The organism is Lysinibacillus sp. 54212 (assembly GCF_036662795.1).
Lineage (GTDB): Bacteria > Bacillota > Bacilli > Bacillales_A > Planococcaceae > Lysinibacillus_B.
The window spans coordinates 1-24,054 of sequence record NZ_JBAFWZ010000008.1 but is presented as its reverse complement, the minus strand read 5'-3'; the positions used below and the strand labels follow the sequence as shown (position 1 = coordinate 24,054).

General features: G+C 39.4%; 24 protein-coding genes. 23 read left to right on the top strand and 1 reads right to left on the bottom strand.

Going from position 1 to position 24,054, the window contains the following annotated elements; translation table 11 throughout:
* Positions 1–27 precede the first annotated feature (27 nt).
* From V4T18_RS07265 to V4T18_RS07190, 16 genes are all read left to right on the top strand, one after another.
* Complete coding sequence (locus V4T18_RS07265) at positions 28–1,281, top strand: ATP-grasp domain-containing protein (protein WP_332648192.1); 1,254 nt, start codon at positions 28–30, stop codon at positions 1,279–1,281.
* Positions 1,282–1,865: 584 nt separating this feature from the next.
* Positions 1,866–2,591, top strand: coding sequence for a YveK family protein (locus V4T18_RS07260; protein ID WP_332648190.1), 726 nt, complete (start codon positions 1,866–1,868; stop codon positions 2,589–2,591).
* 46 nt (positions 2,592–2,637) lie between these two features.
* Positions 2,638–3,309 carry a CpsD/CapB family tyrosine-protein kinase gene (locus V4T18_RS07255; protein WP_332648456.1) on the top strand — a complete coding sequence of 224 codons (672 nt, stop codon included), beginning with the start codon at positions 2,638–2,640 and terminating at the stop codon, positions 3,307–3,309.
* A 30-nt stretch (positions 3,310–3,339) separates the two neighbouring features.
* Entirely contained in the window at positions 3,340–4,344 is a 1,005-nt protein-coding gene (gene galE / locus V4T18_RS07250) for a UDP-glucose 4-epimerase GalE (protein ID WP_332648188.1), read from the top strand.
* Positions 4,345–4,529: 185 nt separating this feature from the next.
* Positions 4,530–5,327, top strand: coding sequence for a TIGR00282 family metallophosphoesterase (locus V4T18_RS07245; protein WP_332648186.1), 798 nt, complete (start codon positions 4,530–4,532; stop codon positions 5,325–5,327).
* A 181-nt stretch (positions 5,328–5,508) separates the two neighbouring features.
* A complete protein-coding gene (locus tag V4T18_RS07240; protein ID WP_332648183.1) occupies positions 5,509–5,775 on the top strand; it encodes a stage V sporulation protein S in 267 nt (88 codons plus the stop codon).
* A gap of 195 nt (positions 5,776–5,970) precedes the next feature.
* Entirely contained in the window at positions 5,971–7,701 is a 1,731-nt protein-coding gene (locus tag V4T18_RS07235) for a 2-oxoacid:acceptor oxidoreductase subunit alpha (RefSeq protein WP_332648181.1), read from the top strand.
* Positions 7,701–8,567 carry a 2-oxoacid:ferredoxin oxidoreductase subunit beta gene (locus tag V4T18_RS07230; RefSeq protein ID WP_332648178.1) on the top strand — a complete coding sequence of 289 codons (867 nt, stop codon included), beginning with the start codon at positions 7,701–7,703 and terminating at the stop codon, positions 8,565–8,567. The genes V4T18_RS07235 and V4T18_RS07230 overlap by 1 nt, the downstream gene beginning before the upstream one ends.
* A gap of 220 nt (positions 8,568–8,787) precedes the next feature.
* A complete protein-coding gene (locus V4T18_RS07225; RefSeq protein ID WP_332648176.1) occupies positions 8,788–10,239 on the top strand; it encodes a methyl-accepting chemotaxis protein in 1,452 nt (483 codons plus the stop codon).
* Positions 10,240–10,372: 133 nt separating this feature from the next.
* Positions 10,373–11,320 carry a nuclease-related domain-containing protein gene (locus V4T18_RS07220; RefSeq protein ID WP_332648174.1) on the top strand — a complete coding sequence of 316 codons (948 nt, stop codon included), beginning with the start codon at positions 10,373–10,375 and terminating at the stop codon, positions 11,318–11,320.
* Positions 11,301–11,462 carry a hypothetical protein gene (locus tag V4T18_RS07215; RefSeq protein ID WP_332648173.1) on the top strand — a complete coding sequence of 54 codons (162 nt, stop codon included), beginning with the start codon at positions 11,301–11,303 and terminating at the stop codon, positions 11,460–11,462. Before V4T18_RS07220 ends, V4T18_RS07215 begins: the two co-directional genes overlap by 20 nt.
* Positions 11,431–11,775, top strand: a complete 345-nt coding sequence (locus V4T18_RS07210; protein ID WP_332648171.1) for a hypothetical protein — start codon at positions 11,431–11,433, stop codon at positions 11,773–11,775. Before V4T18_RS07215 ends, V4T18_RS07210 begins: the two co-directional genes overlap by 32 nt.
* A 72-nt stretch (positions 11,776–11,847) precedes the next feature.
* Complete coding sequence (gene miaB / locus V4T18_RS07205) at positions 11,848–13,383, top strand: tRNA (N6-isopentenyl adenosine(37)-C2)-methylthiotransferase MiaB (RefSeq protein WP_332648168.1); 1,536 nt, start codon at positions 11,848–11,850, stop codon at positions 13,381–13,383.
* On the top strand, positions 13,383–13,817 hold the full coding sequence (locus V4T18_RS07200) for a RicAFT regulatory complex protein RicA family protein (RefSeq protein ID WP_332648166.1): 435 nt from the start codon (positions 13,383–13,385) through the stop codon (positions 13,815–13,817). The genes miaB and V4T18_RS07200 overlap by 1 nt, the downstream gene beginning before the upstream one ends.
* Before the next feature lie 532 nt (positions 13,818–14,349).
* Complete coding sequence (locus V4T18_RS07195) at positions 14,350–14,475, top strand: hypothetical protein (RefSeq protein ID WP_332646081.1); 126 nt, start codon at positions 14,350–14,352, stop codon at positions 14,473–14,475.
* 128 nt (positions 14,476–14,603) lie between these two features.
* Positions 14,604–14,771, top strand: coding sequence for a hypothetical protein (locus V4T18_RS07190; RefSeq protein ID WP_332648165.1), 168 nt, complete (start codon positions 14,604–14,606; stop codon positions 14,769–14,771).
* A 203-nt stretch (positions 14,772–14,974) separates the two neighbouring features.
* Here V4T18_RS07190 and V4T18_RS07185 read toward each other — a convergent pair whose 3' ends face one another.
* Positions 14,975–15,604, bottom strand: a complete 630-nt coding sequence (locus V4T18_RS07185; RefSeq protein WP_332648162.1) for a hypothetical protein — start codon at positions 15,602–15,604, stop codon at positions 14,975–14,977.
* A 443-nt stretch (positions 15,605–16,047) separates the two neighbouring features.
* Here V4T18_RS07185 and cotE point away from each other — a divergent pair, with 443 nt between their 5' ends.
* The 7 genes from cotE (at position 16,048) to V4T18_RS07150 (ending at position 23,766) form a co-directional block, all read left to right on the top strand.
* Entirely contained in the window at positions 16,048–16,614 is a 567-nt protein-coding gene (gene cotE / locus V4T18_RS07180) for an outer spore coat protein CotE (protein ID WP_332648159.1), read from the top strand.
* A 127-nt stretch (positions 16,615–16,741) separates the two neighbouring features.
* Entirely contained in the window at positions 16,742–19,333 is a 2,592-nt protein-coding gene (gene mutS, locus V4T18_RS07175; protein ID WP_332648157.1) for a DNA mismatch repair protein MutS, read from the top strand.
* A 15-nt stretch (positions 19,334–19,348) separates the two neighbouring features.
* Positions 19,349–21,217, top strand: a complete 1,869-nt coding sequence (gene mutL, locus V4T18_RS07170; RefSeq protein ID WP_332648155.1) for a DNA mismatch repair endonuclease MutL — start codon at positions 19,349–19,351, stop codon at positions 21,215–21,217.
* 20 nt (positions 21,218–21,237) lie between these two features.
* Entirely contained in the window at positions 21,238–22,164 is a 927-nt protein-coding gene (locus V4T18_RS07165) for an alpha/beta hydrolase (protein WP_332648153.1), read from the top strand.
* A complete protein-coding gene (gene miaA, locus V4T18_RS07160; RefSeq protein WP_332648150.1) occupies positions 22,148–23,047 on the top strand; it encodes a tRNA (adenosine(37)-N6)-dimethylallyltransferase MiaA in 900 nt (299 codons plus the stop codon). The genes V4T18_RS07165 and miaA overlap by 17 nt, the downstream gene beginning before the upstream one ends.
* Positions 23,048–23,131: 84 nt before the next feature.
* The gene (gene hfq / locus V4T18_RS07155) at positions 23,132–23,365 is read left to right on the top strand and encodes an RNA chaperone Hfq (protein WP_332648148.1); all 234 of its coding nucleotides are present in this window, start codon (positions 23,132–23,134) and stop codon (positions 23,363–23,365) included.
* A gap of 98 nt (positions 23,366–23,463) precedes the next feature.
* Entirely contained in the window at positions 23,464–23,766 is a 303-nt protein-coding gene (locus tag V4T18_RS07150; RefSeq protein ID WP_332648145.1) for a rhodanese-like domain-containing protein, read from the top strand.
* Positions 23,767–24,054 lie beyond the last annotated feature (288 nt).

Here is a 24,054-nt window from a genome sequence, read left to right as displayed (position 1 = left end):
AAATTTATTAAAAGAGGTGTATTAGTTTTGAAAAAGCTATTAATGCTAGGCGGTGCTAATGCTCAAATTCCCGCTATTAAGAAAGCGAAAGACATGGGGCACTATATTATACTTTGTGATACTGTGGAAGATTGTCCTGGGAAACAATATGCACATGAATTTTATAATGTTAGTACAACAGATAAAGAGGCTGTACTACACCTAGCAAAATCATTAAATATTGATGGAATCGTTTGTTACGTTGCAGATTCAGGAGCACCTACAGTAGCTTATGTTGCTAAACAATTAGGCTTACCCTCAAATCCTTATGATTCTGTTGAAATACTAATAAATAAGGAAAAATTTCGAGATTTTCAAAAAGAACATGGATTTAATGTTCCAAAAGCTGTAGGGTATAGTTCATTTGAAGAGGCAATGGAAGGTATTCCACACTTTAACTTGCCGGTAATGATTAAGCCTGTTGATGCGGCTGGTAGTAAAGGCGTAGCGAAAATCGATGCTGTAGAACAGCTGAAGGAAAAGGCTGAAAACGCACTTCGTCATTCCAAAACGAAGCGTTTTATAATAGAAGAATATATTGAGAACTACTATCCACATGTAGGGGGAGATGGGTTTTCAATCAATGGTCAACTTGCTTTTTGTAGCCTGTCAAATGAGTATTTCTCTACTGAACGTTTAAATCCATTTATCTCCATTGTAGCGACGTGGCCTTCTATTTTACCGAAATATCTTCAAGAAAAAGTTTATAATGAGCTTCAAAAACTGATTACTTTGTTAAATATGAATACGTGCGCTTACAATTTTGATATACGAATTGATAAAAATGAGAATGTATATTTAATTGAAGTTGCGCCACGTAATGGGGGCGATTGGAACCCTCAAGCAATTAAATATGCTACGGGTATTGATTTAATAGAGTATACGATTAAAGGGGCATTAGGTGAGGACTGTAGCGATTTAATAATGGTCGAACCTAGTGGTTTTTGGGTAAGTTATATTTTGAACAGTCATAAAACGGGTAAACTCAAACATATTGAAATCCAAGAAGAGTTTAAAAAAAATAATCTAGTTGAATATGATTTATTAGTACAGCCAGGTGATATGGTTTTTGAGCTTTCAGGACCTCATGAGAAAATGGGCATTATAATATTAAAATTTTCTTCAAGAGAAGAGATGGTACAGAAGATGGATAATATCCATTGTTTCATAAAGGTAATTTTAGAAGATTCCATGGAAGGAAGTAATAGAAAAACTAATGATACCAAACTTCTTTTTAATTAATATTGAGAAATAATATGTGTTATGTTTACACGTAAATCACCATGTTTGCATTGGGAACTCACATACTAGTAAGTTTAGCCAAAGCATCTTTTAATATTTAAATATTAGATAATATATATTTTTTAGTAAGAACATGTTAATAGCCTATTCGGAATTTGCAAGACGGCTCAAAGGTGTTAGTGAAGGTAGAGCCTCTATAACTTAACCATTCCTTTAAAATCTTAGAATATAAGATTGAATCTTCTATTCTAACTTTAAGATTCAGGACTTCTTTTACAGAAAAATACATTTATTTGTAGAATCTAAATAGTTTAAATAGTCCATAATGTATTAATTAATTGCGCATTATGGTTTTTTGTTATGAGAATTACTATGATACTCACGACTGCCGTAAAAAGCTACGTACTCCAAAGTTCTATTCTGTGGTGATTATTTGTGAACCTTATAAGATTGTCATTTAATAGGGATAATAAGAGGGTTTTTTACATATATTAAGTAAATAGAAAACTCTTTTTACAGAAGTATATTAAACGTTAATTTAATGTATCTACTACTATTAACAGTTTGAAACGGAGGAAAAGCTATTGGAAGAATCGATTAGTTTACAGGAAATCTTTAAGATTATTAAAAAAAGATTATTACTTATTATATGTTTGGCGATACTTGCTGTTAGTACAGCGTATGTACTTAATTCCTACTATATAACGCCAATTTACCAAGCACAGACACAGATTCTAGTAAATCAAAAGCCTACTAGTGAGGAAGCGTATTCTTGGTCCCAGATGGAAACAGATTTGCAATTAATTAATACGTATAATGTCATCATCAAAAGCCCGGTGATTTTGAATAAAGTAGTTGAAGAGCTAGAATTAGATTCCTCTTCAGATCAACTAATAAATAAAATTATCGTTTCGAATGAAAGTGATTCGAAGGTTGTCAATATAAGAGTAGAAGATCAAAATCCAGAACAGGCTGTTGCGATTGCGAACACAGTGGCTGAAGTATTTAAAAAAGAAATACCCTCTTTAATGAGTGTTGATAATATTACTATTTTAGCTCAAGCAAAATTAAGTGAGAATCCTAGCCCAATAAAACCAAATAAAATGTTGAATTTAGCTATTGCAGCTGTTATTGGTTTAATGCTTGGGATTGCACTAGCATTTTTGCGAGAAATGTTAGATACAACGATTAAAAGTGAAAGTGATATAGAGAAAATTCTAGAGCTGCCAATTATGGGACTAGTCGGGTCGATCCCCTTAGAGAAAGTAAGTAGAGCTAATGATAAATCACAAAGAGGTAGGAGGGTTTAGGGTGTTCGGATTAACTAGAAATAAAAAAAAGTATAAGTTATCAACAATGGCCCGGAGACTTGTAGCATTTTCAGATTCTAAATCAATTATTGCTGAACAGTTCCGTACAATACGTACAAATATATCCTTCTCTGTACCTGATCAAGAATTAAAGACGATATTAGTTACATCGTCGACTCCTGGTGAGGGAAAGTCAACGAATGCTGCTAATTTAGGAGTTGTTTTTGCTCAAGAAGGAAAAAAAGTATTAATTATTGATGGGGATATGCGAAAACCGACTTTACATTACACCTTCTCCGTATTTAATACAATTGGTTTATCTTCAGCACTAGCGAGACAGGTGGAAATTCAACAGGCGATACAGGAAACGCCGATTGTAGGACTATATGTTTTGCCTAGTGGTCCAATACCCCCAAATCCAGCAGAATTACTTTCATCAAAAACGATGGACATCCTTCTATTAGAAATGCGTAGAAGTTTTGACATTATTATTATTGATGCACCACCTCTATTATCAGTAGCAGATGCACAAATTTTATCCAATAAAACTGATGGTACGTTATTAATTGTATGCTCTGGAGAAGTTGAAAAGGAAGAGGTTCTAAGGGCAAAAGCAATTCTAACTTCTTCCAAAGCAAATATTCTTGGCGTGGTGTTAAATAACTACAAAATGTCAAAAAGTAAAAAATATCATTATCAGTATTATGGTGAGAAATAATAGTATTTAACAAGTAAAAGGAGCGAGACGTTGAATATCTTAATCACGGGTGGTAATGGTTATATCGGCTCACATACGTATGTTTCGTTACGGGAGCAGTTTCCTCATGCGCAATTAGTTATTGCAGACAATCTATCAAATAGTACGGTCAAGGCACTAGATAATCTTAAAAAGATTGTGCAAGAGGAGATCTTATTTCATAATATAGATATTTGTCATGAAGAGATTTTAGAAGATTTGTTTAGCAAGCACAATTTTGATGCGATCATCCATTTTGCTGGCTTTAAAGCGGTTGGAGAATCAGTCGATAATCCTTTAAAATACTATAACAATAATCTAATAGGTACATTGAATTTGGTGAAGCTTTGTCTTAAATATGATGTGAAAAAGTTTGTTTTTAGCTCGTCTGCTACAGTGTATGGTGATCGAGTTAGTCCGATAGTAGAATCACTTGAATTATTGCCGACTAGTAATCCTTATGGAGAGACAAAGGCGATGTGTGAGCGGATATTAATGGATGTAGCAGCAATAAACCCAGAATTTAGCGTTTCGATCCTGCGGTATTTTAACCCGGTTGGCGCCCATGAAAGTGGCATGATTGGTGAGGCAGCCAATGGTATGCCGAATAATTTGATGCCTTATATTACGAAGGTGGCAAAGGGAGAATTGAGGGCTTTAAATGTTTTTGGAGGGGACTATCCGACGATAGACGGTACCGGAGTCCGAGATTATATTCATGTGATGGATCTCGCGGAAGGGCATGCTGCGGCACTAGCCCATCTGAAGCCTGGCACTCATATTTATAATTTAGGCACTGGTAAAGGGACAAGTGTTTTACAGCTTGTCGATACTTTCCAAAGGGTAAATGGAGTCCGGATTCCGTACGAAATTGTTGGTAGGCGAAATGGTGATTTAGCGTCCGTATTTGCAGATGTGAGTAAAGCAGAAAGAGAGTTACAATGGCAGGCAAAGCGAACGATTGAGTGCATGTGTAGAGATGCTTGGAATTTTGAGAAAAATTATGTGTTAATTTAATAATAAGTAAATGTTCTTGCCTGTATGCTCTAAAGTATTCAGGTTTTTTGCATTATTTTTTATTAGGATTCACTTCGCGGGAATTCCATGATTAAAAGGCTGTTAACCGTCTTCTCCTTCATTGCACTCATTCCGATGAAAATGCTACAATAGGGCGTATTAGAAAGAAAGTGTGGTCGTAAAAAATGAAGGTTCTATTTATTGGTGATATCGTAGGCTCGATTGGTCGAGATGCGGTTGAAAAATACTTACCTCGATTAAAGAAAAAATATGGGGTAGATGTTGTTATTGCAAACGGAGAAAATGCTGCTGCTGGGCGCGGTATTACACGGAATATTTATAATGATCTTTTACAAATGGGTGTCGATGTCATTACAATGGGTAACCATACGTGGGATAATAAAGACATTTTTGATTTTATTGATGATGCGGACTATTTAATTCGTCCGGCAAACTTTTCGAAGGATGCACCGGGTAAAGGAATGGTGCAGATTTCTAAAAACGGGGTTACGCTATCTGTTATTAATTTACATGGTCGTGTATTCCTTCCTCCACATGAGGATCCTTTTGCTTTGGGGGATGAGCTTGTAGCCCAGGCACGTAAAACTTCACCGCTTGTATTCGTTGATTTTCATGCGGAGGCGACGTCAGAGAAAATTGCGCTAGGCTGGCATTTAGATGGCCGTGTGTCAGCAGTTGTGGGGACACATACACATGTACAAACAGCAGACTCTCGCATTTACCCAGGCGGCACAGCGTACATTACAGATGTTGGGATGACAGGACCTTATGATGAAATTTTAGGAATGACTAAGGAAAGTGTTATTTATCGTTTCCAAACAAATATGCCATCTCGTTTTGAAGTGCCGAAAAAGGGTCGTGAAGTGCTAAGTGGCTTCTTTGTAGAAATCGATGATAAAACGGGCAAAGCACTTCGCCAAGAACGTATTTATATCAATGAGGACTATCCGTTCCAATCGTAAAAAAGGTCGTTTTTAGGTGTTTTTCTGCTATAAATAAAATTCGACAAATCTTTTACTCAATGATGCCAATTTTTGCAACTATAGAGTAGTATATTTCTGTTTTCTGCCGCATACAATGAGCTACGGACAACAAATTGTTAACCGTATACTAAACTTTTAAGCTCAATGGGGAGGAATAGTTGTGGATTCATTAAAAGTATCATCTCGATCAAATCCAAATTCAGTTGCAGGTGCACTTGTTGCGGTCATCAGGGAGCAAGGATATGTAGAAATGCAGGCGGTCGGTGCAGGTGCATTGAACCAGGCAATAAAAGCGGTAGCAATTGCAAGAGGTTTCGTAGCTCCAAGTGGAACAGATCTAATCTGTGCTCCAGCATTTGCTGATATTACGATTGCTGGTGAGGATCGTACGGCTTTAAAGTTAGTTGTAGAAAAACGAAATCGATAATTAAGGAGAGCTGCCAATTAAAATGGCGGCTCTTTTTTCAATTTTTAAAAAGCCATAATCAAAATGACAAAAAAAGCTCCGCCTTAGGACTGATTTTTATACGGAATATAATATTTTCAATAGTACACACAACATCTTCATGTTAAACTTATGAAGGAAATTCATATATAAAATGTATTTTAAGGAGATGTTGAAATGTTACATCAGCTTTCATGGAAAGTCGGTGGGCAACAAGGTGAAGGGATTGAAAGTACAGGTGAAATCTTCGCAACGGCTATGAACCGTTTAGGATATCACTTATACGGCTATCGTCATTTCTCTTCTCGTATTAAAGGTGGCCATACGAATAATAAAATTACAGTTCGTCCTGAGGAAGTACGCTTCATTGCGGACGATTTAGATATTTTAGTGGCGTTCGATCAGGAAACGATTGACGTCAATTATAAAGAATTAACGGAATCCAGTATTATTTTAGCAGATGCGAAGTTCGACCCGACGAATCCAGAAGATTCAAAGGCACCGCTTTTTGCAGTACCGTTCACGGAGATTGCTGCTGAGCTTGGTACATCATTAATGAAAAATATGGTGGCAATTGGGGCAACAGCTGCGCTATTAAACTTAAACGAAGAAGTATTCCAAAACGTCGTGACTGATATTTTCGGTCGTAAAGGCGAAGAGGTAGTACAAAAAAATATGGAAGCAATCGAACGTGGTCGTGCAGCGATTGCTGAACAAATCGGTGACCGTGTAGGGGCATGGGAATTAGCGCCAGCTGACGGAAAGCGCCGTATGTTTATGATTGGGAATGATGCAGTTGCATTTGGTGCGCTCGCAGCAGGTGCTCGCTTTATGGCAGCCTATCCAATTACACCGGCATCAGAAATAATGGAGTTTATGATTAAAAAGCTTCCGCTAGTTGGTGGGGCAGTCATTCAAACAGAGGATGAAATTGCGGCTGCAACAATGGCGATTGGTGCCAACTATGGCGGTGTACGTTCGTTTACGGCTTCAGCTGGTCCTGGACTTTCGTTAATGATGGAGGCAATCGGTTTATCTGGTATGACAGAGCAGCCGCTTGTTATTATCGATACGCAGCGTGGTGGTCCGTCTACAGGACTTCCAACGAAGCAGGAGCAATCGGATTTAATGGCGATGGTATATGGAACACATGGTGAAATTCCGAAAGTCGTAATTGCCCCTTCAACAATGGAGGAAGCGTTCTACGATACAATCCAAGCGTTCAATATTGCAGAGGAATTACAGCTACCGGTTATTCTAATGACTGACTTACAATTATCGCTTGGGAAGCAATCGGTAGATCCATTTGACTATAGCAAAATAGATATTCGCCGTGGAAAAATTACGGCACCAGAGGATCCAGAGGCGAAGGATTATTATAAACGATTTGAAAATACGGAAGACGGCATTTCACCACGTGTACTACCTGGTATGCTGGGCGGTATTCACCATGTGACAGGTGTTGAGCATGATGAAACTGGGAAGCCATCTGAGGCAACGGGGAACCGTCGTACGCAAATGGACAAACGTTTCCGTAAGCTAGAGAGTTTACAATTCGATAAGCCAGTTCATGTGAATGCACCACATGAGGAACCCGACGTATTATTAGTAGGCTTTAACTCAACGCGCGGCGCATTAGAGGAAGTACAGGATGCATTAAACGCAGAGGGCATTAAAACGAACCATGCACATGTTCGCTTAATCTTCCCGTTCCCAGCAGAGGAAATGCAAAAGCTAGTCCATTCAGCGAAAAAAGTGATTGTTGTAGAAAACAACGCAACAGCTCAGCTGGCAAACATTATGAAAATGTCAATTGGCGGTCACGGTAAAATCCGTAACGTCTTAAAATATGATGGTACACCATTCCTACCACGTGAATTAACGAATCTTGTAAAGGAGGAAATCTAATGGCTACATTTAAAGATTTTCGTAATAGTGTAAAACCAAACTGGTGCCCAGGCTGTGGAGATTTCTCCGTACAGGCCGCAATTCAGCGTGCAGCAGCAAATGTTGGATACGAGCCGAATGAATTAGCGGTTATTTCTGGGATTGGCTGTTCTGGTCGAATATCAGGCTATATTAACTCATATGGCTTCCACGGTATTCATGGTCGTGCTCTACCGATTGCTCAAGGCTTAAAAATGGCTAATCGTGATTTGAAGGTAATTGCTTCAGGTGGTGACGGTGACGGCTTTGCAATTGGGATGGGGCATACAATTCATGCGATCCGTCGTAATATTGACATAACGTATGTGGTGATGGATAACCAAATTTACGGCTTAACAAAAGGGCAAACATCTCCGCGTTCAGCAGCTGGCTTTGTAACAAAGTCAACGCCAGGTGGGGCAATTGAGCCATCGTTAAAGCCATTAGAGGTAGCATTAACTGCAGGTGCCACATTTGTAGCGCAAGGTTTCTCAACGGAAATTAAAGAGTTAACAGCTTTAATCGAAGCGGGATTAAATCATAAAGGCTTTTCATTCATTAACGTGTTCTCACCATGTGTAACGTACAATAAGGTGAATACGTACGACTGGTTTAAAGAGAATTTAACAAAGCTTGCTGACATTGAAGGCTATGATCATACGAACCGTGAGCAAGCAATGCAAACGGTGATGCAGCATGAAGGTTTAGTAACGGGTATTATTTATCACGATCAGGAAACAAAGTCTTACCAAGAAAAGGTGGAGGGCTATTCTGAGCTTCCACTAACTGATATGGATATTTCACTAAGCGAAGAGCAATTTGATTCGTTAGTGAAGGAATTTTTATAATACGAGAGGGGGTGTTTAGAAAGTAAAAACTTTCTGAACACCCCCTTAATAATTTAAGAAAAGTTGCTCCTGCGGTGGTCGCTTCATAAGCCACCATCCTTGTCTATGGTTCCGTCTTGAAATGTATTTTCAGACTGTCCCTTTTTTACGTAAAATTTACATATGCAAGATAATGTCTTTATATTGATAGGGTAAGCTTCCTATGAAGGGGGCTTATGCTGTGCGAAAATATATAAAAGTAAAGGATCGATTAATTTTACTAATGATTGTTTGTATTCTTTCTAATATGTTATTAGCCTTATTTAGTATGGATTATTTAAGGAAGATGGAAAATAATACGGCAGCTATGTATGATGAAAAGTTACTAGCATTGAAAGCTCTATATGATGGAGAAAAACTAATTGAGTTTGACTCGAAAATGGAATACTACAATAACAATTCTGTATCGCCTGCCGAAGTAGAGGCGTATATTCTCGAAAGAGCAGAAGCACAGTTAAGAAGTTATAAGAGAAATATTAAAAACGGCTATTTGTTATTAGCTTCTATTAGTGTGCTAATGATTGCTACAGTTATTGCTTTAGCAGTATTAGCTACCCGCTCCATACAAGTACCAACAAAGGAATTAAAGCGTTTATTGAAGTTAACGCAGCAGGGGGATTTAACTCATTTTGCAACCTATGATGGGAGAGACGAATTAGGCGAAGTAGTTCGCTATTATAATGAAATGATGGCTGATTTACAAGCATTAATTAAAACGGTTCGGCAAGGGGCCAACTCGGTTAATGAATCAAACAACTCTTTACAAATAGCCTCTGAGCAAACGACAAAATCAGCCTTACAAATTAGACTAGAAACAAGTCACATTGCGCAAAAGATGCAGGAGGCTAGTGCTCAAATTTTAGTAAATGGTGAGCATGTCAAGGAAGTGGCTAGAGATTTAACGGACGTGAAGGACCAAGTTAATGGTGTTCATACCAATATGAGTTCTACATATCAGCAAGCCCTTTCTGGGGAAAAACTGGTCAAGCAAAATGTACAATCGATTCATGAAATTGAAACGGTTATGGAGCAAGTAAACGGTGTGTTACGAGATTTTAGTGATCAAACGAAGGATATTTATCAAGCTATTGATATTATCGAGTCAATCGCGAATCAAACGAACCTGCTAGCGCTAAATGCTTCTATAGAGGCTGCAAGAGCTGGTGAACAAGGAAAAGGCTTTGCCGTTGTTGCCAATGAGGTGAAAAAGCTCGCTGCGCAATCAGTGGATGCTACAAAGGTCATAACGGATTTAGTCAAGCAAATTCAGCATCGATCGGGTCAAATATCTGGTGCGGTGGGGCAAGCAAGTGCATGTGTCGAAACGGGCTTAAGGGCAGCAGAAAAAATGGAACAGCAATTTTTAATAATCTCGAAGCAGGTAGAGTCGGTCATGCCACCGTTAGAGCATGGTGTTGAGGCAATCGACAGGTTAACGGTTTATGCTCATGATGTAGCAGAAACCTCTACTACACTAATGAGAAAAATTGAAAGCAATGCTGAGCGTATTGCTGATATTGCCACCCGTGTAGAGGATCAGTCTAAGGTGACAGAATCCATGCATTTAGGCGTCCAAAATATTACGAAAAATACAACAGTCCTGCAACATAGCATTAGCAGGTTTACTGTATAAAATCTCGTCCATTGGCGGGATTTTTTTTATGTGGATCCCACTGTAAGGAAAGTACCCAAAATTAAATTTTAGCCCTTACTATAGCCTTTCGGGTGGAATGTTTTTACAATAGGCTAAAAGGGGAGAAATTCGTTTGCTAGCTATCTCAAGAAAACTACCGACCAAAATGCTAGTGATTGAAGCATTATTAAGGCGTGGAGTGATCGACGCCGATCAACGAAAGGTATTAGATGAATTGCATTGGAAAGCAGAAAGAGGATTTGAAGGAGAGCGAAGAGCAGACACATTCCTGGTCGATTTACAGCTTAGTGAACCACATTTTTTGTTACAAGGATTTGAAACGAAGAATGCTCGTGGCTTCCCACATCAAATAGATACTGTACTTGTGACGAATCGCTTTATTTTACTCCTAGAAATAAAAAATATAAGTGGTACGATTACTTATGACATCGAAACAAATCAACTTATTCGAACATGGAATAATCAACGGCAAGCTTTGACAGATCCATTCGCGCAGCTAGAACGTCATGCTGCATTTATTGAAGGAGTGCTGTGGAAGTTAGGGGTAGAGCTACCAATCATTCATGCGGTCGTCTTTACAAGTGCGTCCTCTATTTTGGATGGGATGCCACAGCAGTTTCATATATTTAAATTACCGGGTTTACGGTTAAAATTACGTGACTGGTTTAAGGCTTATCCGATTCAAATAGATGAAAGTATGTTAGATTTATTACAACGAGAATTCTTGATCCTACATAAGCCGAATAAATGGAAGCACCCTTTTGGGCAAATTATGATTCGAAGAGGAGCTATTTGTTTATGTGACAAGGTAATGAAATATAAGCAAGGGAAATTTATTTGCTCTTGTGGGAATCAATCGTATGAAGCATTAAGGCAAGGGCTGCACGATTATCGTTTACTCTTAAGTGAATGGATTACGAACCGAGAATTACGTCAATTTTTTTATATTGATAGTGCGGACGTGGCTAATAAAATACTAAAAAGAGCTGATTTTTATTATGAGGGTAGTACGAGTGCACGGCGATATTTAATTCCTGATGATGTTTGGCGGAAGTTTTAAAAAATATGGCGGAAGTTTCGCGAAAATTGGCGGAACAATTAAAAAAATCGGCGGAAGTTTTCAATTTTTTGGCGGAACACACCTATTAAAATTTAAAGAGGCATTCAATGATGACAAATGTAGTGAGATTCCTTCAATTTAAAAATGAAAAGGATGAGCAAACCTTTCAAAAGCTCTTTCAGAAAGCGAATTCCTTCAACGACAAGTTAGATGCACTCCTTCAACATAAGAGGTTGCAAGTAGAGGATCATAAGCTGTTTCTTGCGTTTCTAGCTTATTTAGAGGAACAAGGAATTGAACCAAAAAGGCTTTTTCGAGATGTGATTCATTTGCCAAAGTTTCAGTTTGAAGCACGGTATAATATGAACTGGGGGCAGGTTGTTCGCTTGTGTGTCACATTTCTTTCAATTTTGAAGGAAAATGACCCGGAAAGCTATAAAGAATTCATGGTCTAAGCTTGTATGGGTACGCAATCATTCGCTATAATGTTAAAATGGGTATTTGAATGAAGGGAGCTATCACAGTCGATGAATGAAGAACAACGACTAGCTAGTCAGCAAGTGAAACAACCAAAAAAAGAAGATAAAGATTATAGTCAATATTTTGAGCGCGTATTTACAGCGCCATCACTTAAAGATGCGAAAAAACGTGGGAAAGAGGAAGTAAAGTACCATAAAGATTTCTCCATCGATGAAGAATTCCTTGGGATGGGTGAGGGACGCAAATTTTACATCCGTACATACGGCTGCCAAATGAACGAGCATGATACAGAGGTTATGGCTGGTATTTTTATGAGTCTTGGCTACCAGGCGACTGAGGTAATCGAAGAGGCAGATGTAGTACTTCTAAACACATGTGCTATTCGTGAAAATGCAGAAAATAAAGTATTTGGTGAGCTCGGCTTCCTCGTAAAATACAAGCGTCAAAATCCAGAAATGCTAATCGGTGTTTGTGGCTGTATGTCACAGGAGGAATCGGTTGTTAATAAGATTTTAAAAACGTACCCTCATGTGGATATGGTGTTCGGTACGCACAATATTCATCGTCTGCCACACATTTTAAAAGAGGCCTATCTTTCAAAAGAAATGGTGATTGAGGTGTGGTCTAAAGAGGGCGATGTTATTGAAAACCTACCGAAAAAACGCTTAGGCTCGATTAAAGCATGGGTTAACATTATGTACGGCTGCGATAAATTCTGTACGTACTGTATCGTACCGTATACGCGCGGAAAAGAACGCTCGCGTCGTCCGGAAGAGATTATTCAAGAAGTACGTGAACTAGCAGCGCAAGGCTATCAGGAAATTATGCTGCTCGGTCAAAACGTAAATGCTTATGGTAAGGATTTTACAGATATCGAATACCGCCTTGGAGATCTGATGGACGAGCTGCGTAAAATTGATATCCCGCGTATTCGCTTTACAACAAGCCATCCACGTGATTTTGATGATCACTTAATTGAAGTGCTAGCGAAAAAAGGGAATTTAGTTGAGCATATTCACTTACCAGTTCAATCTGGTTCGAATGAAATCTTAAAAATTATGGCCCGTAAATATTCTCGTGAGCACTTCCTAGAATTAGTTCGAAAAATAAAAGTAGCGATACCTGACGTAGCGTTAACAACGGATATTATCGTTGGTTACCCGAATGAAACGGAAGAGCAATTCCAAGAAACACTCGATCTTTACCGTGAAGTTGGCTTTGAAATGGCCTTCACATATATTTATTCTCCACGTGAAGGAACACCGGCTGCGAAAATGGTAGACAATGTTCCACTAGAGGTGAAAAAAGAACGCTTGCAACGATTAATTGCTGTCGTGGAAGAATTCTCTTCAAAGGCATTAAAAGCATACGAAGGGCAAGTAGTTGAAGTACTAGTAGAAGGTAGTAGTAAAAAGCGTGATGACGTTTTAGCAGGCTACACGCGAAAAAATAAACTAGTAAACTTTGCAGGTGATAAAGACTTAGTAGGTCAAAGAGTAAAAGTGAAAATACTTGAAGCGAAGTCCTACTCATTACGTGGTGAATTCGTGGAAGTGATAAAACGAACAGGGGTGCAGGTGTAATGACAAAAATGTATACAAAAGATGAAATTATTGAAAAAGCAAAAGAAATTGCACATATGATTGCCAATACAGAAGAAGTTGAATTCTTTAAAAAAGCAGAAGAGCAAATTAACGAAAATCAAAAAATCCGCGAAAAAATTGCTTCATTAAAAACGCTTCAAAAGCAAGCTGTAAACTTCCAGCATCTAGGGAAGGAAAAAGCGTTGAAGATGATCGAAGGTAAAATTACTGCGATTGAAGAAGAAATCGATGCAGTACCGGTTGTACAAGAATTTAAGCAATCACAAATGGATGTCAACGATTTACTACAATTAGTTTCAAATGCCATTGCCAACACAGTGACAAATGAAATTATTGAATCAACTGGTGGCGACCAATTACGTGGCGAAACAGGCTCAAAAGTAAAAAATAGCACGCCTGGAAGCTGCTCATAATGCAATACTGGTAGTTTATCTTCCCTACAGCCTTTTGGTTTGTAGGGATTTTTATTTATGCAATAAGATAAACTTCTTTGCATAGTGCCGAAAAGACACCCTTTTCATACTATTTGAAGAATTGGTTAAAATATAAAAATACACATTAGTTGTGCTTCCCTCCATAGATTCAAGGTGCCGAAGTGTGATGGATTTCTTGAAATAGGATTTGAGTAAGCTAATTAAATAATCTATTTGCATTTGCAGATTATCTGCTTCATTAGAGTGATCACTATTTTTGATTTGAGGATTGCTGTTACTCGATTTTTCTAAGGCATTTAGTGCTAGACCTGCTGTAATTGCAGAGAGGGCATCGCCTATTGTTGCGATAGAAGCCCCGATACATGTAAGTCTGGCAATTTGGATTTTTGATATATCCGAACACGCGTGTTGATTTACCTCTTATTGTTAAAGAGAAAATTGGAATACGTTGATTTCCGCTACGGCTGACTCGCTTTCCGCAGGCACGGCTTCAACTAATTTCTTTCGGCTAATGCCGAAAGAAATGGATTTTCAGCTCGTGCTGTTCCTGCTGGAGTCGAGTCGCCTTCGCTCCAATCAACGAGCAAGCGCCTTTTTATTAATCATTTCACTAAAAAGCACGTTTATGATCTACTAGTATTTGTATAATCAACACATCTGATATCCGAAGTTTCTTCAGCGTATTGCCTGTAATTATTCATTTGCAATGGATGCCAAGTATAAAATTTGCCAAGAGGGAGAATTTATAAATTGGAGGTGTTAAATTTGGATATAGAAAAACAAAACAAGAACAAATGGAATCAGGAAGAATTTGGGTTAGATTTAAGTCCAGATGATTTAGATATTCGTGAAGAGAATGAATTATCAAAGGAACAACTGAAAAACTCTCATAAAGAAAAAAACAAGGAAAAAAATTCACGTCACGAGAAGTAGTTATTTCTAAGGTTTTCTTATATTTTAGGTTTGATTCCAGTTGCGTGAGTGCGCTTTCCTGGAGAGGCAGGTAAGCCATTTCAATCAATTAGCTTTAAATTTATTTTTAGCATCCTAGACGTACGGGATAGATCTAGATAATTTGCATGCTTGAAAAAGCCGTGTATCATGATTTTAGGGTGATATACGGCTAAACTTTCTTTTTAACATTCATGGATAGTAGTAGTCTCTACCTTTTGGTTTTTAGTATTTTCATAAGCTTGGATGGCAATTTGCGCATGCTGCTTTGGATTTTTCTTCTGTTTTACACGAATCGGCTTCTTATTATAGGGATCTAACGGACTGTTTGGCTTATCCTTATATTCATCTGTTTTTTCGTATTCTTTCTTAGCATCGGCTAAATGCTTGGCACGAATTTCTCTTTCCTCGGGGTTGTGGTGCTTTTCAATTTGTTTAGAGGCGCGAAAAGCAACCATTTGGACGTCTGTCTTCGTCGGTGCCATTTTCATCCCGAGCTCAATCACTTCGCGTTCACGTTGGATACGGTCAATATAGTCCACCATGCCGGGTGCGTTTTTACGGATATAGCTCATTTCCTCCGGTGTTAGCCTTTTGCCATTTTTAAACTTTTCGATTAATCGTTGTGCCTTTGGATCATCCTCTCCCATATCAGTTCGTGCTTCCTCGATAGCAGTAATTTGGCGCTGGGCTATTTCTTTTAATACTTGCTTAGCATTCCTCGGCTGTTGGCTCAAACTAGCCTCATCTTCTCCTTTTTCTTTCTTTACCACTATAGGAAACATTGGTTGAAGGATTGAAATTCCGACTTTCATTTCGTTCACCACTCCTTACTATTTAATGGTTTCATCAGTCTTTTTATACTACATTCTTTATATTGTATCGGTAGTAATATAGTTGTTTGAATAAAATGTATATAATTTATAAGTTTTGGGTTCGTCACCATAACTCGGGGGTGATTTCCGCTCTCGCCACGATGGTATGGAGCCTTGTTAAACAAACAAGATAAGGAAATGGCGCATCAACCAATACAGACAATATTAAAGGCTAAATTCGTTTAAAGCTTCTATAGAAATACAAGGAGGGTAAAGTATTTCAACTGTGGGAATTGATGATCGCTCTTCCTTCAACTGACTCTAAAAAAGTGATTACCTCGCATTGCATTTTCGAGCTAGCCATTTTTTATCGGTCTACATTTCACCTTTTAGGCACCCGTCGCATAGTATATTGCGAGCCATACAGGAAGGGGGAAGCGTCGGTGAAGCGATTGCGCCAGATTGTAACGAAAGCAGTTATTGCAAAAGGTAAAAAGCGAGTAGAGTGTACGGAATTATTAAAGCCACCAAATACACCGTCCAATATTTTAGGGTGCTGGGTAATTAACCATCATTACCATGCAAAAAAGGTAGGTAAATTTGTAGAAGTTTCAGGGAAATTTGACGTTAACGTATGGTATGCATTTAATAACCATTCGAAAACGGCGGTATACACTGAAACAATTTCGTACAGAGATCGTATCAAGCTACATTATAGAGACGAGGAAGTAAGTGACTCAAACGATGTTCATGTTCGTGTACTTCAGCAACCAAACTGCATCGAAGCAGTGATTGCACCGAACAACGAGCAAATCAAAGTAACAATCGAACGAGAATTTTTAGTTGAAGTTGTAGGGGAAACAAAAGTTTGCATTAGCATTCATCCACTTGATTTTGAAGAGGAATGGCGCTTTGATGATGAAAGCTCTTCAAGCTCTTCATCTTCAAGCAGCTCTAGTAGCTCTAGTGGATATGACAAAAAAATTGATGAATCCTCATCTTTTAACTAGTAAATTTGCGCTTGAATAGATCATATTCAAGCGCGCTTTTTTTTGTAAATAGAAAGGACTTTGGTCGAGATGTAACGAGAGAATTTGTTATAATAGAGAGTACAAATCAAAATAAAGAGGTTAGAGCATGACTACATATACACCGATGATGAGGCAGTATCTACTAATTAAAGAGGATTATAAGGATGCGTTTTTGTTTTTCCGATTAGGCGATTTTTATGAATTATTTTTGGACGATGCTGTACAAGCGTCGCAATTACTTGAGATTACGTTAACAAGTCGTGATGCAGGAAGTAAAGAACGAATTCCGATGTGTGGGGTTCCGCATCATTCAGCAAAAAACTATATTGAAACACTCGTTGCAAAAGGCTATAAGGTGGCCATATGTGAGCAAACAGAGGATCCAAAGGCAGCTAAGGGTGTTGTGAAGCGTGAAGTTGTTCAACTAATTACACCGGGTACCATTATGGAGGGCAAATCGATTGATGGAAAAACAAATCATTTTCTTGCCTGTGCAGAAACGTTGTCACCAAATGAACTTGCTTTTGTCTATTCTGATGTCTCAACAGGGGAGGCGAACGCGCAAATTGTGGAAGGTGGCGCGAAGGAGTGTATTCAGCAACTGTTGGCGTATAACATTCGTGAAGTAATCGTGACCGAGCAATTACAAATAGAATTGACGGAGATGGCGGAAAATGCGGGCATCGTTTTATCGCTTGAGAGGGAGGAAATGGCACAAGATCAAGCAGCTTATTATGTCGAAAACATACCAGCTAGACTACAGCCTGCTGCCAAGCGTCTCCTGCAGTATATTGAGCGAACGCAGATGAGATCGCTATCTCACTTACAGCCGTTTACCTTCACAGAAACGAACCATTATTTACGAATTGACACGAATTCAAAGCGAAACTTAGAGCTTATTCAATCGATCCGTGGAGGTGACCAAAAAGGCACGCTCCTATGGCTATTAGATGAAACGGTAACAGCGATGGGCGGACGAAAGCTAAAGCAATGGTTACATCAGCCGCTAGCCACTCGTTCGGCAATTGAGACGAGACTTGCCATTGTTACGGATTTACTGGAGGAATTTTTCATCCGAGGTGAGTTACAGGAGCTGTTGAAACAAGTGTATGATTTAGAACGTTTAGCAGGTCGAGTGGCTTTTGGAAATGTTGGTGGACGAGATTTAGCGCAGCTTCGTGAATCGTTGCGTCAAGTGCCACAAATTAAAAAGCTCCTTCTTGAAAGTGGGAAAGCAACACTCACTAGCCTTGGACAAGCTTTAGACGAATGTAGTGAGATTGAAGCACTATTATCAAAAGCGATTACCGATCACCCGCCAATTTCGATTAAGGAAGGCGATGTAATCCGTGATGGTTATCATGAAAAGCTAGACGAATACCGTGATGCTTCACGAAATGGAAAAGACTGGATCCTTAAGCTAGAGCAAAAGGAACGTGAGCTTACAGGAATTAAAAATCTGAAGATCGGCTATAACCGAGTGTTTGGGTATTATATAGAATTAACAAAATCGAATATTGCAAGCGCGGATTTGACACGTTATGAGCGAAAGCAAACTTTAGCCAATGCCGAGCGTTATATAACAGAGGAATTAAAGGAAAAAGAGGCCCTTATTTTAAATGCAGAGGAGCAAAGCCTGGCCCTTGAATACGATTTATTTGTCGCACTTCGGGAAGAGCTGAAGATGTATATCCCGAAAGTACAGGCGTTAGCGGCACAAATTAGTGAGCTGGATGTGTTTATTAGTTTTGCTCTTGTGACAGAAAAATATCGATTTACAAAGCCAACCTTCCACGATTCACATGAGATGAAAATCATCGAGGGACGTCATCCAGTTGTGGAAAAAATGTTAAATAAGCAGGCGTATGTGCCAAACGATTGCTGGCTCACTGAAGATAAAAATATGATGCTCATTACCGGTCCAAATATGTCCGGTAAAAGTACGTATATGCGTCAAGTAGCACTTATTGTTGTGCTTGCGCAAATGGGCTGTTACGTACCAGCCGAAGTTGCAGAGCTACCTATTACGGATCAAATTTTCACGAGAATTGGCGCGGCAGATGATTTAGCGGCAGGTCAATCTACATTTATGGTCGAAATGTTAGAATCTCAGCACGCAATCACACATGCAACTCAAAATAGCCTTCTGCTGTTTGATGAAATTGGTCGTGGTACATCCACATATGATGGCATGAGCTTAGCGCAGGCGATGATGGAATATATCCATACCGAAATTGGGGCGAACACGTTATTCTCGACCCATTATCATGAGCTAACGGAGCTAGAAGAGCAGCTAGCACGTCTACAAAATGTGCATGTCAGTGCAACGGAACGGGACGGCAAAGTGGTATTCCTGCACAAAGTAAAAAAAGGAGCAGCTGATAAAAGCTACGGGGTTCATGTGGCGGAGCTTGCCGATATGCCTCAGGCGATTATCGAACGTGCTCGTGTTTTACTCCGGCAGTTTGAAGGGAACGACAAATCAAGTAACACGGCTCATCAGGAAATAACAGTTGAGGTTGCTCAGGTCCCAGCAGTCGATGAACAGCTTTCATTGTTCTCGCCAGTGGAGGAGCTGTCACCCTCACAAAAGGAAGTACTAGATGCCCTATCAAAATGTAATGTAATGGGAACAACGCCGATGCAGGCAATGAACATGCTGTATGAGTTACAGCAAAAATTAGTCAATGGTAAGTAAGGAGGTGCTTGGTATATGGGCAAAATTCATATTATGGATGAGTGGCTTTCGAATAAAATAGCAGCTGGTGAAGTAGTGGAACGCCCATCCTCGGTTGTAAAGGAGCTTGTTGAAAATGCTATTGATGCCGGCAGTACAACGATAGAAGTTTTTCTTGAGGAGGCAGGGCTAACCTGTATTCAAGTTGTCGATAACGGCAGTGGAATGGATGAGGAGGATGCCTTAAAATCATTTGCTCGCCATGCTACCTCTAAAATTGAAAAGGAGCAGGACTTGTTTCGTATTCGATCGCTAGGCTTCCGAGGTGAGGCACTAGCATCTATTGCTTCTGTTTCTAAAGTAACTCTTCGTACGTCAGATGGCTCCCAAAGTGGAGTCGAGTTATTTTTAGATGGTGGACATATAAAGGAACAAAAGCCGACTGCCTTTCGTAAAGGAACAGATATTACGGTGGCACAGCTGTTTTTTAATACCCCTGCACGATTAAAATATTTAAAAACGATTCAAACAGAGCTTGGGCATAGTATTGATCTTATTAATCGACTAGCTCTAGGGTATCCTGCTATATCATTTAAGCTTGTGCATAATGGACAAACCCTGCTGCATACAAATGGGCGAGGCAACGTCCAGCAGGTGCTAGCGGCCATTTACGGCGTACACAATGCAAAAAAAATGATTCCTTTTGAAGGGCAGTCGAATGATTATAGGGTTCATGGCTTTGCAACGCTGCCTGAGGTGACTCGTGCGTCGAAAAATTATATGTCGTTATTTGTGAACGGTCGTTGGGTGAAGCACTATCTTGTTCAAAAGGCAATTGTCGATGCGTACCATACGTATTTACCGATTGAACGTTTTCCTATCGTGGTACTTTATATTGAAGCCGATCCACAATTAACAGATGTCAATGTACATCCAGCGAAGCATCAGGTTCGACTAAGCAAGGAGCCAGAGTTACTTACACTCGTTGGAGAGACGATTCGAGAGACAATTCGCGGAGTTATTCGTGCGCCTCAAATTGAAAAACGAGAAAAGCCAGAAAAGCTACCTTCCGAGCAAATGAATATGTGGAAGCAGCCGCCAACACTTGATACAAATAAAATGTCGGAACTCGTTTCTCGATTAAATGAAGAAAAGGCTGTAGTAAAAGAAAGCACTTATTTTGAAGCGGAGAGAACGGAGCCAACTTTCGAGGAACAGGCACCTATGCAGGAACAGCAGAGTCTCGAGTCGTTTGGGCAAAATCCGATAAGTCATGAGCCTCCTCAGCAACCCCTGCAGGAAGTGGAAGAGAAAAAAGAGCCTTTTCCCCAGCTTGAAATTGTTGGGCAAATTCACGGAACGTATATTGTGGCACAAATGGAGGACGGCTTTTATTTAATTGATCAGCACGCTGCCCAGGAGCGAATTAAATATGAATATTTCCGTGATAAGGTAGGAGATGTCGATGGGAATGAACGGCAGGCATTGCTATTGCCACTAACCTTCCATTATTCTGCTGACGAGGCACTAGTTTTAAAGGAACATGAGAGAGCTCTGCAGCAGGTGGGTGTATTTTTAGAAGAATTTGGTCATGGCTCGTTTATCGTACGAGAATATCCTACGTGGTTCCCTCAGGAGGCCCCGCAAGAAATAATCGAAGAGCTTATTGAACAGGTGCTTGCTACTAAGAAAACGGATATAAAAAAGCTGCGTGAGGAAGCAGCTATCATGATGAGCTGTAAAAAATCTATAAAAGCCAATTATTTTTTAACGAAGGTGCAAATGGAGCAGCTGCTGCACGATTTACGGAACGCTGAAAATCCATTCACTTGCCCGCATGGTAGACCTGTGCTTGTTCACTTTTCTACGTATGAGGTTGAAAAAATGTTTAAACGTGTAATGTAATACTAATAAGAGGTGATAGGATGAATAAGCTAGAACAATTTGTCAAAATGAGTGATGGCAAGGAAGTTTTTATGACAACCTATGAACCACAACAGGAAATAAAGGGACATATTCATATTTTACATGGTATGGCAGAGCATTCAGGGAGATACGCAGATTTTGCAAGCGTATTAGTAGACCAAGGTTATTTCGTTTCGACACACGACCATCGTGGACATGGTAAAACAGCAGAAAACGGCGGTAGGCAAGGCTATTTTGAGGATGAAAATGGCTTTGACAGAGTCGTTCGTGATGTTTTTGAAGTAACTGAGCTCATTCGAAGGGATCGTGCACTTCCTCAAGTAATACTATTTGGCCATAGTATGGGCTCATTTATTGCCCGCCGCTATATGCAGTTATTTAGTAGCACGATAAAGGCAGCTATACTATGCGGAACAGGCACAGCTACCCCGCTACATGTAGTAGGGAATCGTGTTGCAAGATTATTAGCGAAGTCACGCGGTACAACTAAGCCAAGTGAGATTTTGAATGAACTAAGCTTTGGTAGCTTCAATAAATCGGTAATCGATGCTAAAACAGCGTATGATTGGTTAAGTCGAGATGAAAAGCAAGTTCAAACGTATATGGATGATCCACATTGTGGCTTTGTGGCGACAAATCAGTTTTATGTCGATTTAACGGGTGGTTTATTACTTATTAATCGGAAGGACGAAATTTCTCGCATAAGAGCGGATCTACCAGTGCTTCTAATTAGCGGTAGTAGAGATCCGGTTGGTGATTTCGGAAAAGGTGTTATGACTGTGGGAGAGCAGTTTGTTGAAGCGGGTATGGAAAAGGTCGTTGTGCATATTTGCGAAGATATGCGACATGAAATATTAAATGAACAAAATAAAGAATATGTATATGAAGTAATCCTACGGTGGTTAAACGATGAAACAGAAAATTGATGTAGTAGCAATAATTGGTCCGACAGCATCAGGGAAAACAGCCCTAAGTATTCGCCTGGCCAAAATGCTAAACGGAGAAATAATAAACGGCGATTCTATGCAAGTGTATAAGCGGCTTGATATTGGAACAGCTAAAATTACAGAGCAGGAGATGGAGGGTGTACCCCATCATTTGCTAGATATTAAAGAGCCGCACGAAAGCTTCTCGGTTGCAGAATATCAGCTCCTCGTTCGGGCAAAAATTGAAGAAATCCGAGCGCGCGGAAAAATGCCGATCATTGTTGGAGGTACAGGCCTTTATGTGCAATCGGTCTTATATGACTTCAGGTTTACAGAAGAGGATGTCAATGAGGAGGCACGTACCGCTTATTACAAGGAGCTTGAGAGGATCGGTCCGGAGGCAATGCATGCTAAGCTCGCTCATTTAGACCCTGAAACGGCAAAAACGATTCATCCAAACAATACAAGACGTGTTATAAGAGCGCTAGAAATAATTGAATGGAGTGGCACATCTAAATCGGAGGAGGCTCATCAAAGAGGGGATATTCCGCTGTATAACCACTTAATTATTGGGCTCGATACTGACCGAGAGAAATTGTATGAACGAATTAATTTACGTGTCGACCTTATGATGGAACAGGGCTTGCTGCATGAAGTGAAGGCGCTATATGATGAAGGACTAAAGGATGCTCAGTCGATAAAAGCGATTGGCTATAAGGAGCTTTATAGCTATTTTGACGGCTTAATATCGCTAGAAGAGGCGATTGAGCGTATTAAACAAAATTCTCGTCGCTATGCAAAACGCCAGCTTACGTACTTCCGAAATAAAATGGACGTGCAATGGATCGGTAATGATATTGAGAAAATAAAAGAATTTTTCTAGAGTTTCAATAAATTAGCAGGAACTTTTTATATTAATGGAGAATATTAGGAATTGTAGAAATAAGATAGAGAAGGAGGCGCTGTCATGAAATCGATCAATTTACAAGATACATTTTTAAATCATCTACGAAAAAATAGTGTATTCGTAACGGTTTTCCTTTTAAATGGTTTCCAGCTCAAGGGCCTAGTAAGATCATACGATAATTTTACAGTGTTATTAGAATCGGACGGGAAGCAGCATCTTATCTATAAGCATGCAATCTCGACATTTGTTCCTGCAAAAGCAATATCAATTGGCTCTGAGGGAGAAGAAGCGTAATTTTTCATTTATTTATCACTCTTGTTTTCAAAGCTAGCATCGTCTAAATATTTCACTTATAATAATTAAGAATGTTGAAATATTGGAGGCTAATTATCGTGAAAACAATGACGACTGATGAATTATTAAATTTATTCGATGCCAATGAGGATTTAAATATCATTGATGTACGTGAGGATTTCGAGGTTGAGCACGGCATGATTCCAGGTGCAATTCATATTCCACTTGGTTCAATTCCAGAAAACGTAGATGAGCTTGACAAATCGAAAGCCTATATCGTTGTTTGTAAAGGTGGCGTACGTAGTGCGAATGCATGTGAATTCCTTGAAGCACAAGGATTCGATGTAACGAACCTTGAAGGCGGCATGATGGCGTACGATGGTGAGTTAGAATTTAAATAAACCAATATAAGTTAGAAAAAATGCAATTCGATTCCTATTCGAATTGCATTTTTTTTATTTAGATCTAGAAGTTTTCTAATGTTTAAAGAGCGTGTAGGCATTCATGCCGCTCGAGGTCCCATGCAAACGGGCGAGAATGCGCTTTTCTATAGAAGAAAGTATAAATTTTTTTGGTGAGTATTGTCTAGCTCCAGCGCTTGTCGGGGCTAAACGGGGCGCTTGCGCTTTTCGAGTGTGTCTAGCTTCAGCGCCCAGCCCCTCGAGGTCGCCCCGTCCCCTCGGTCGAAA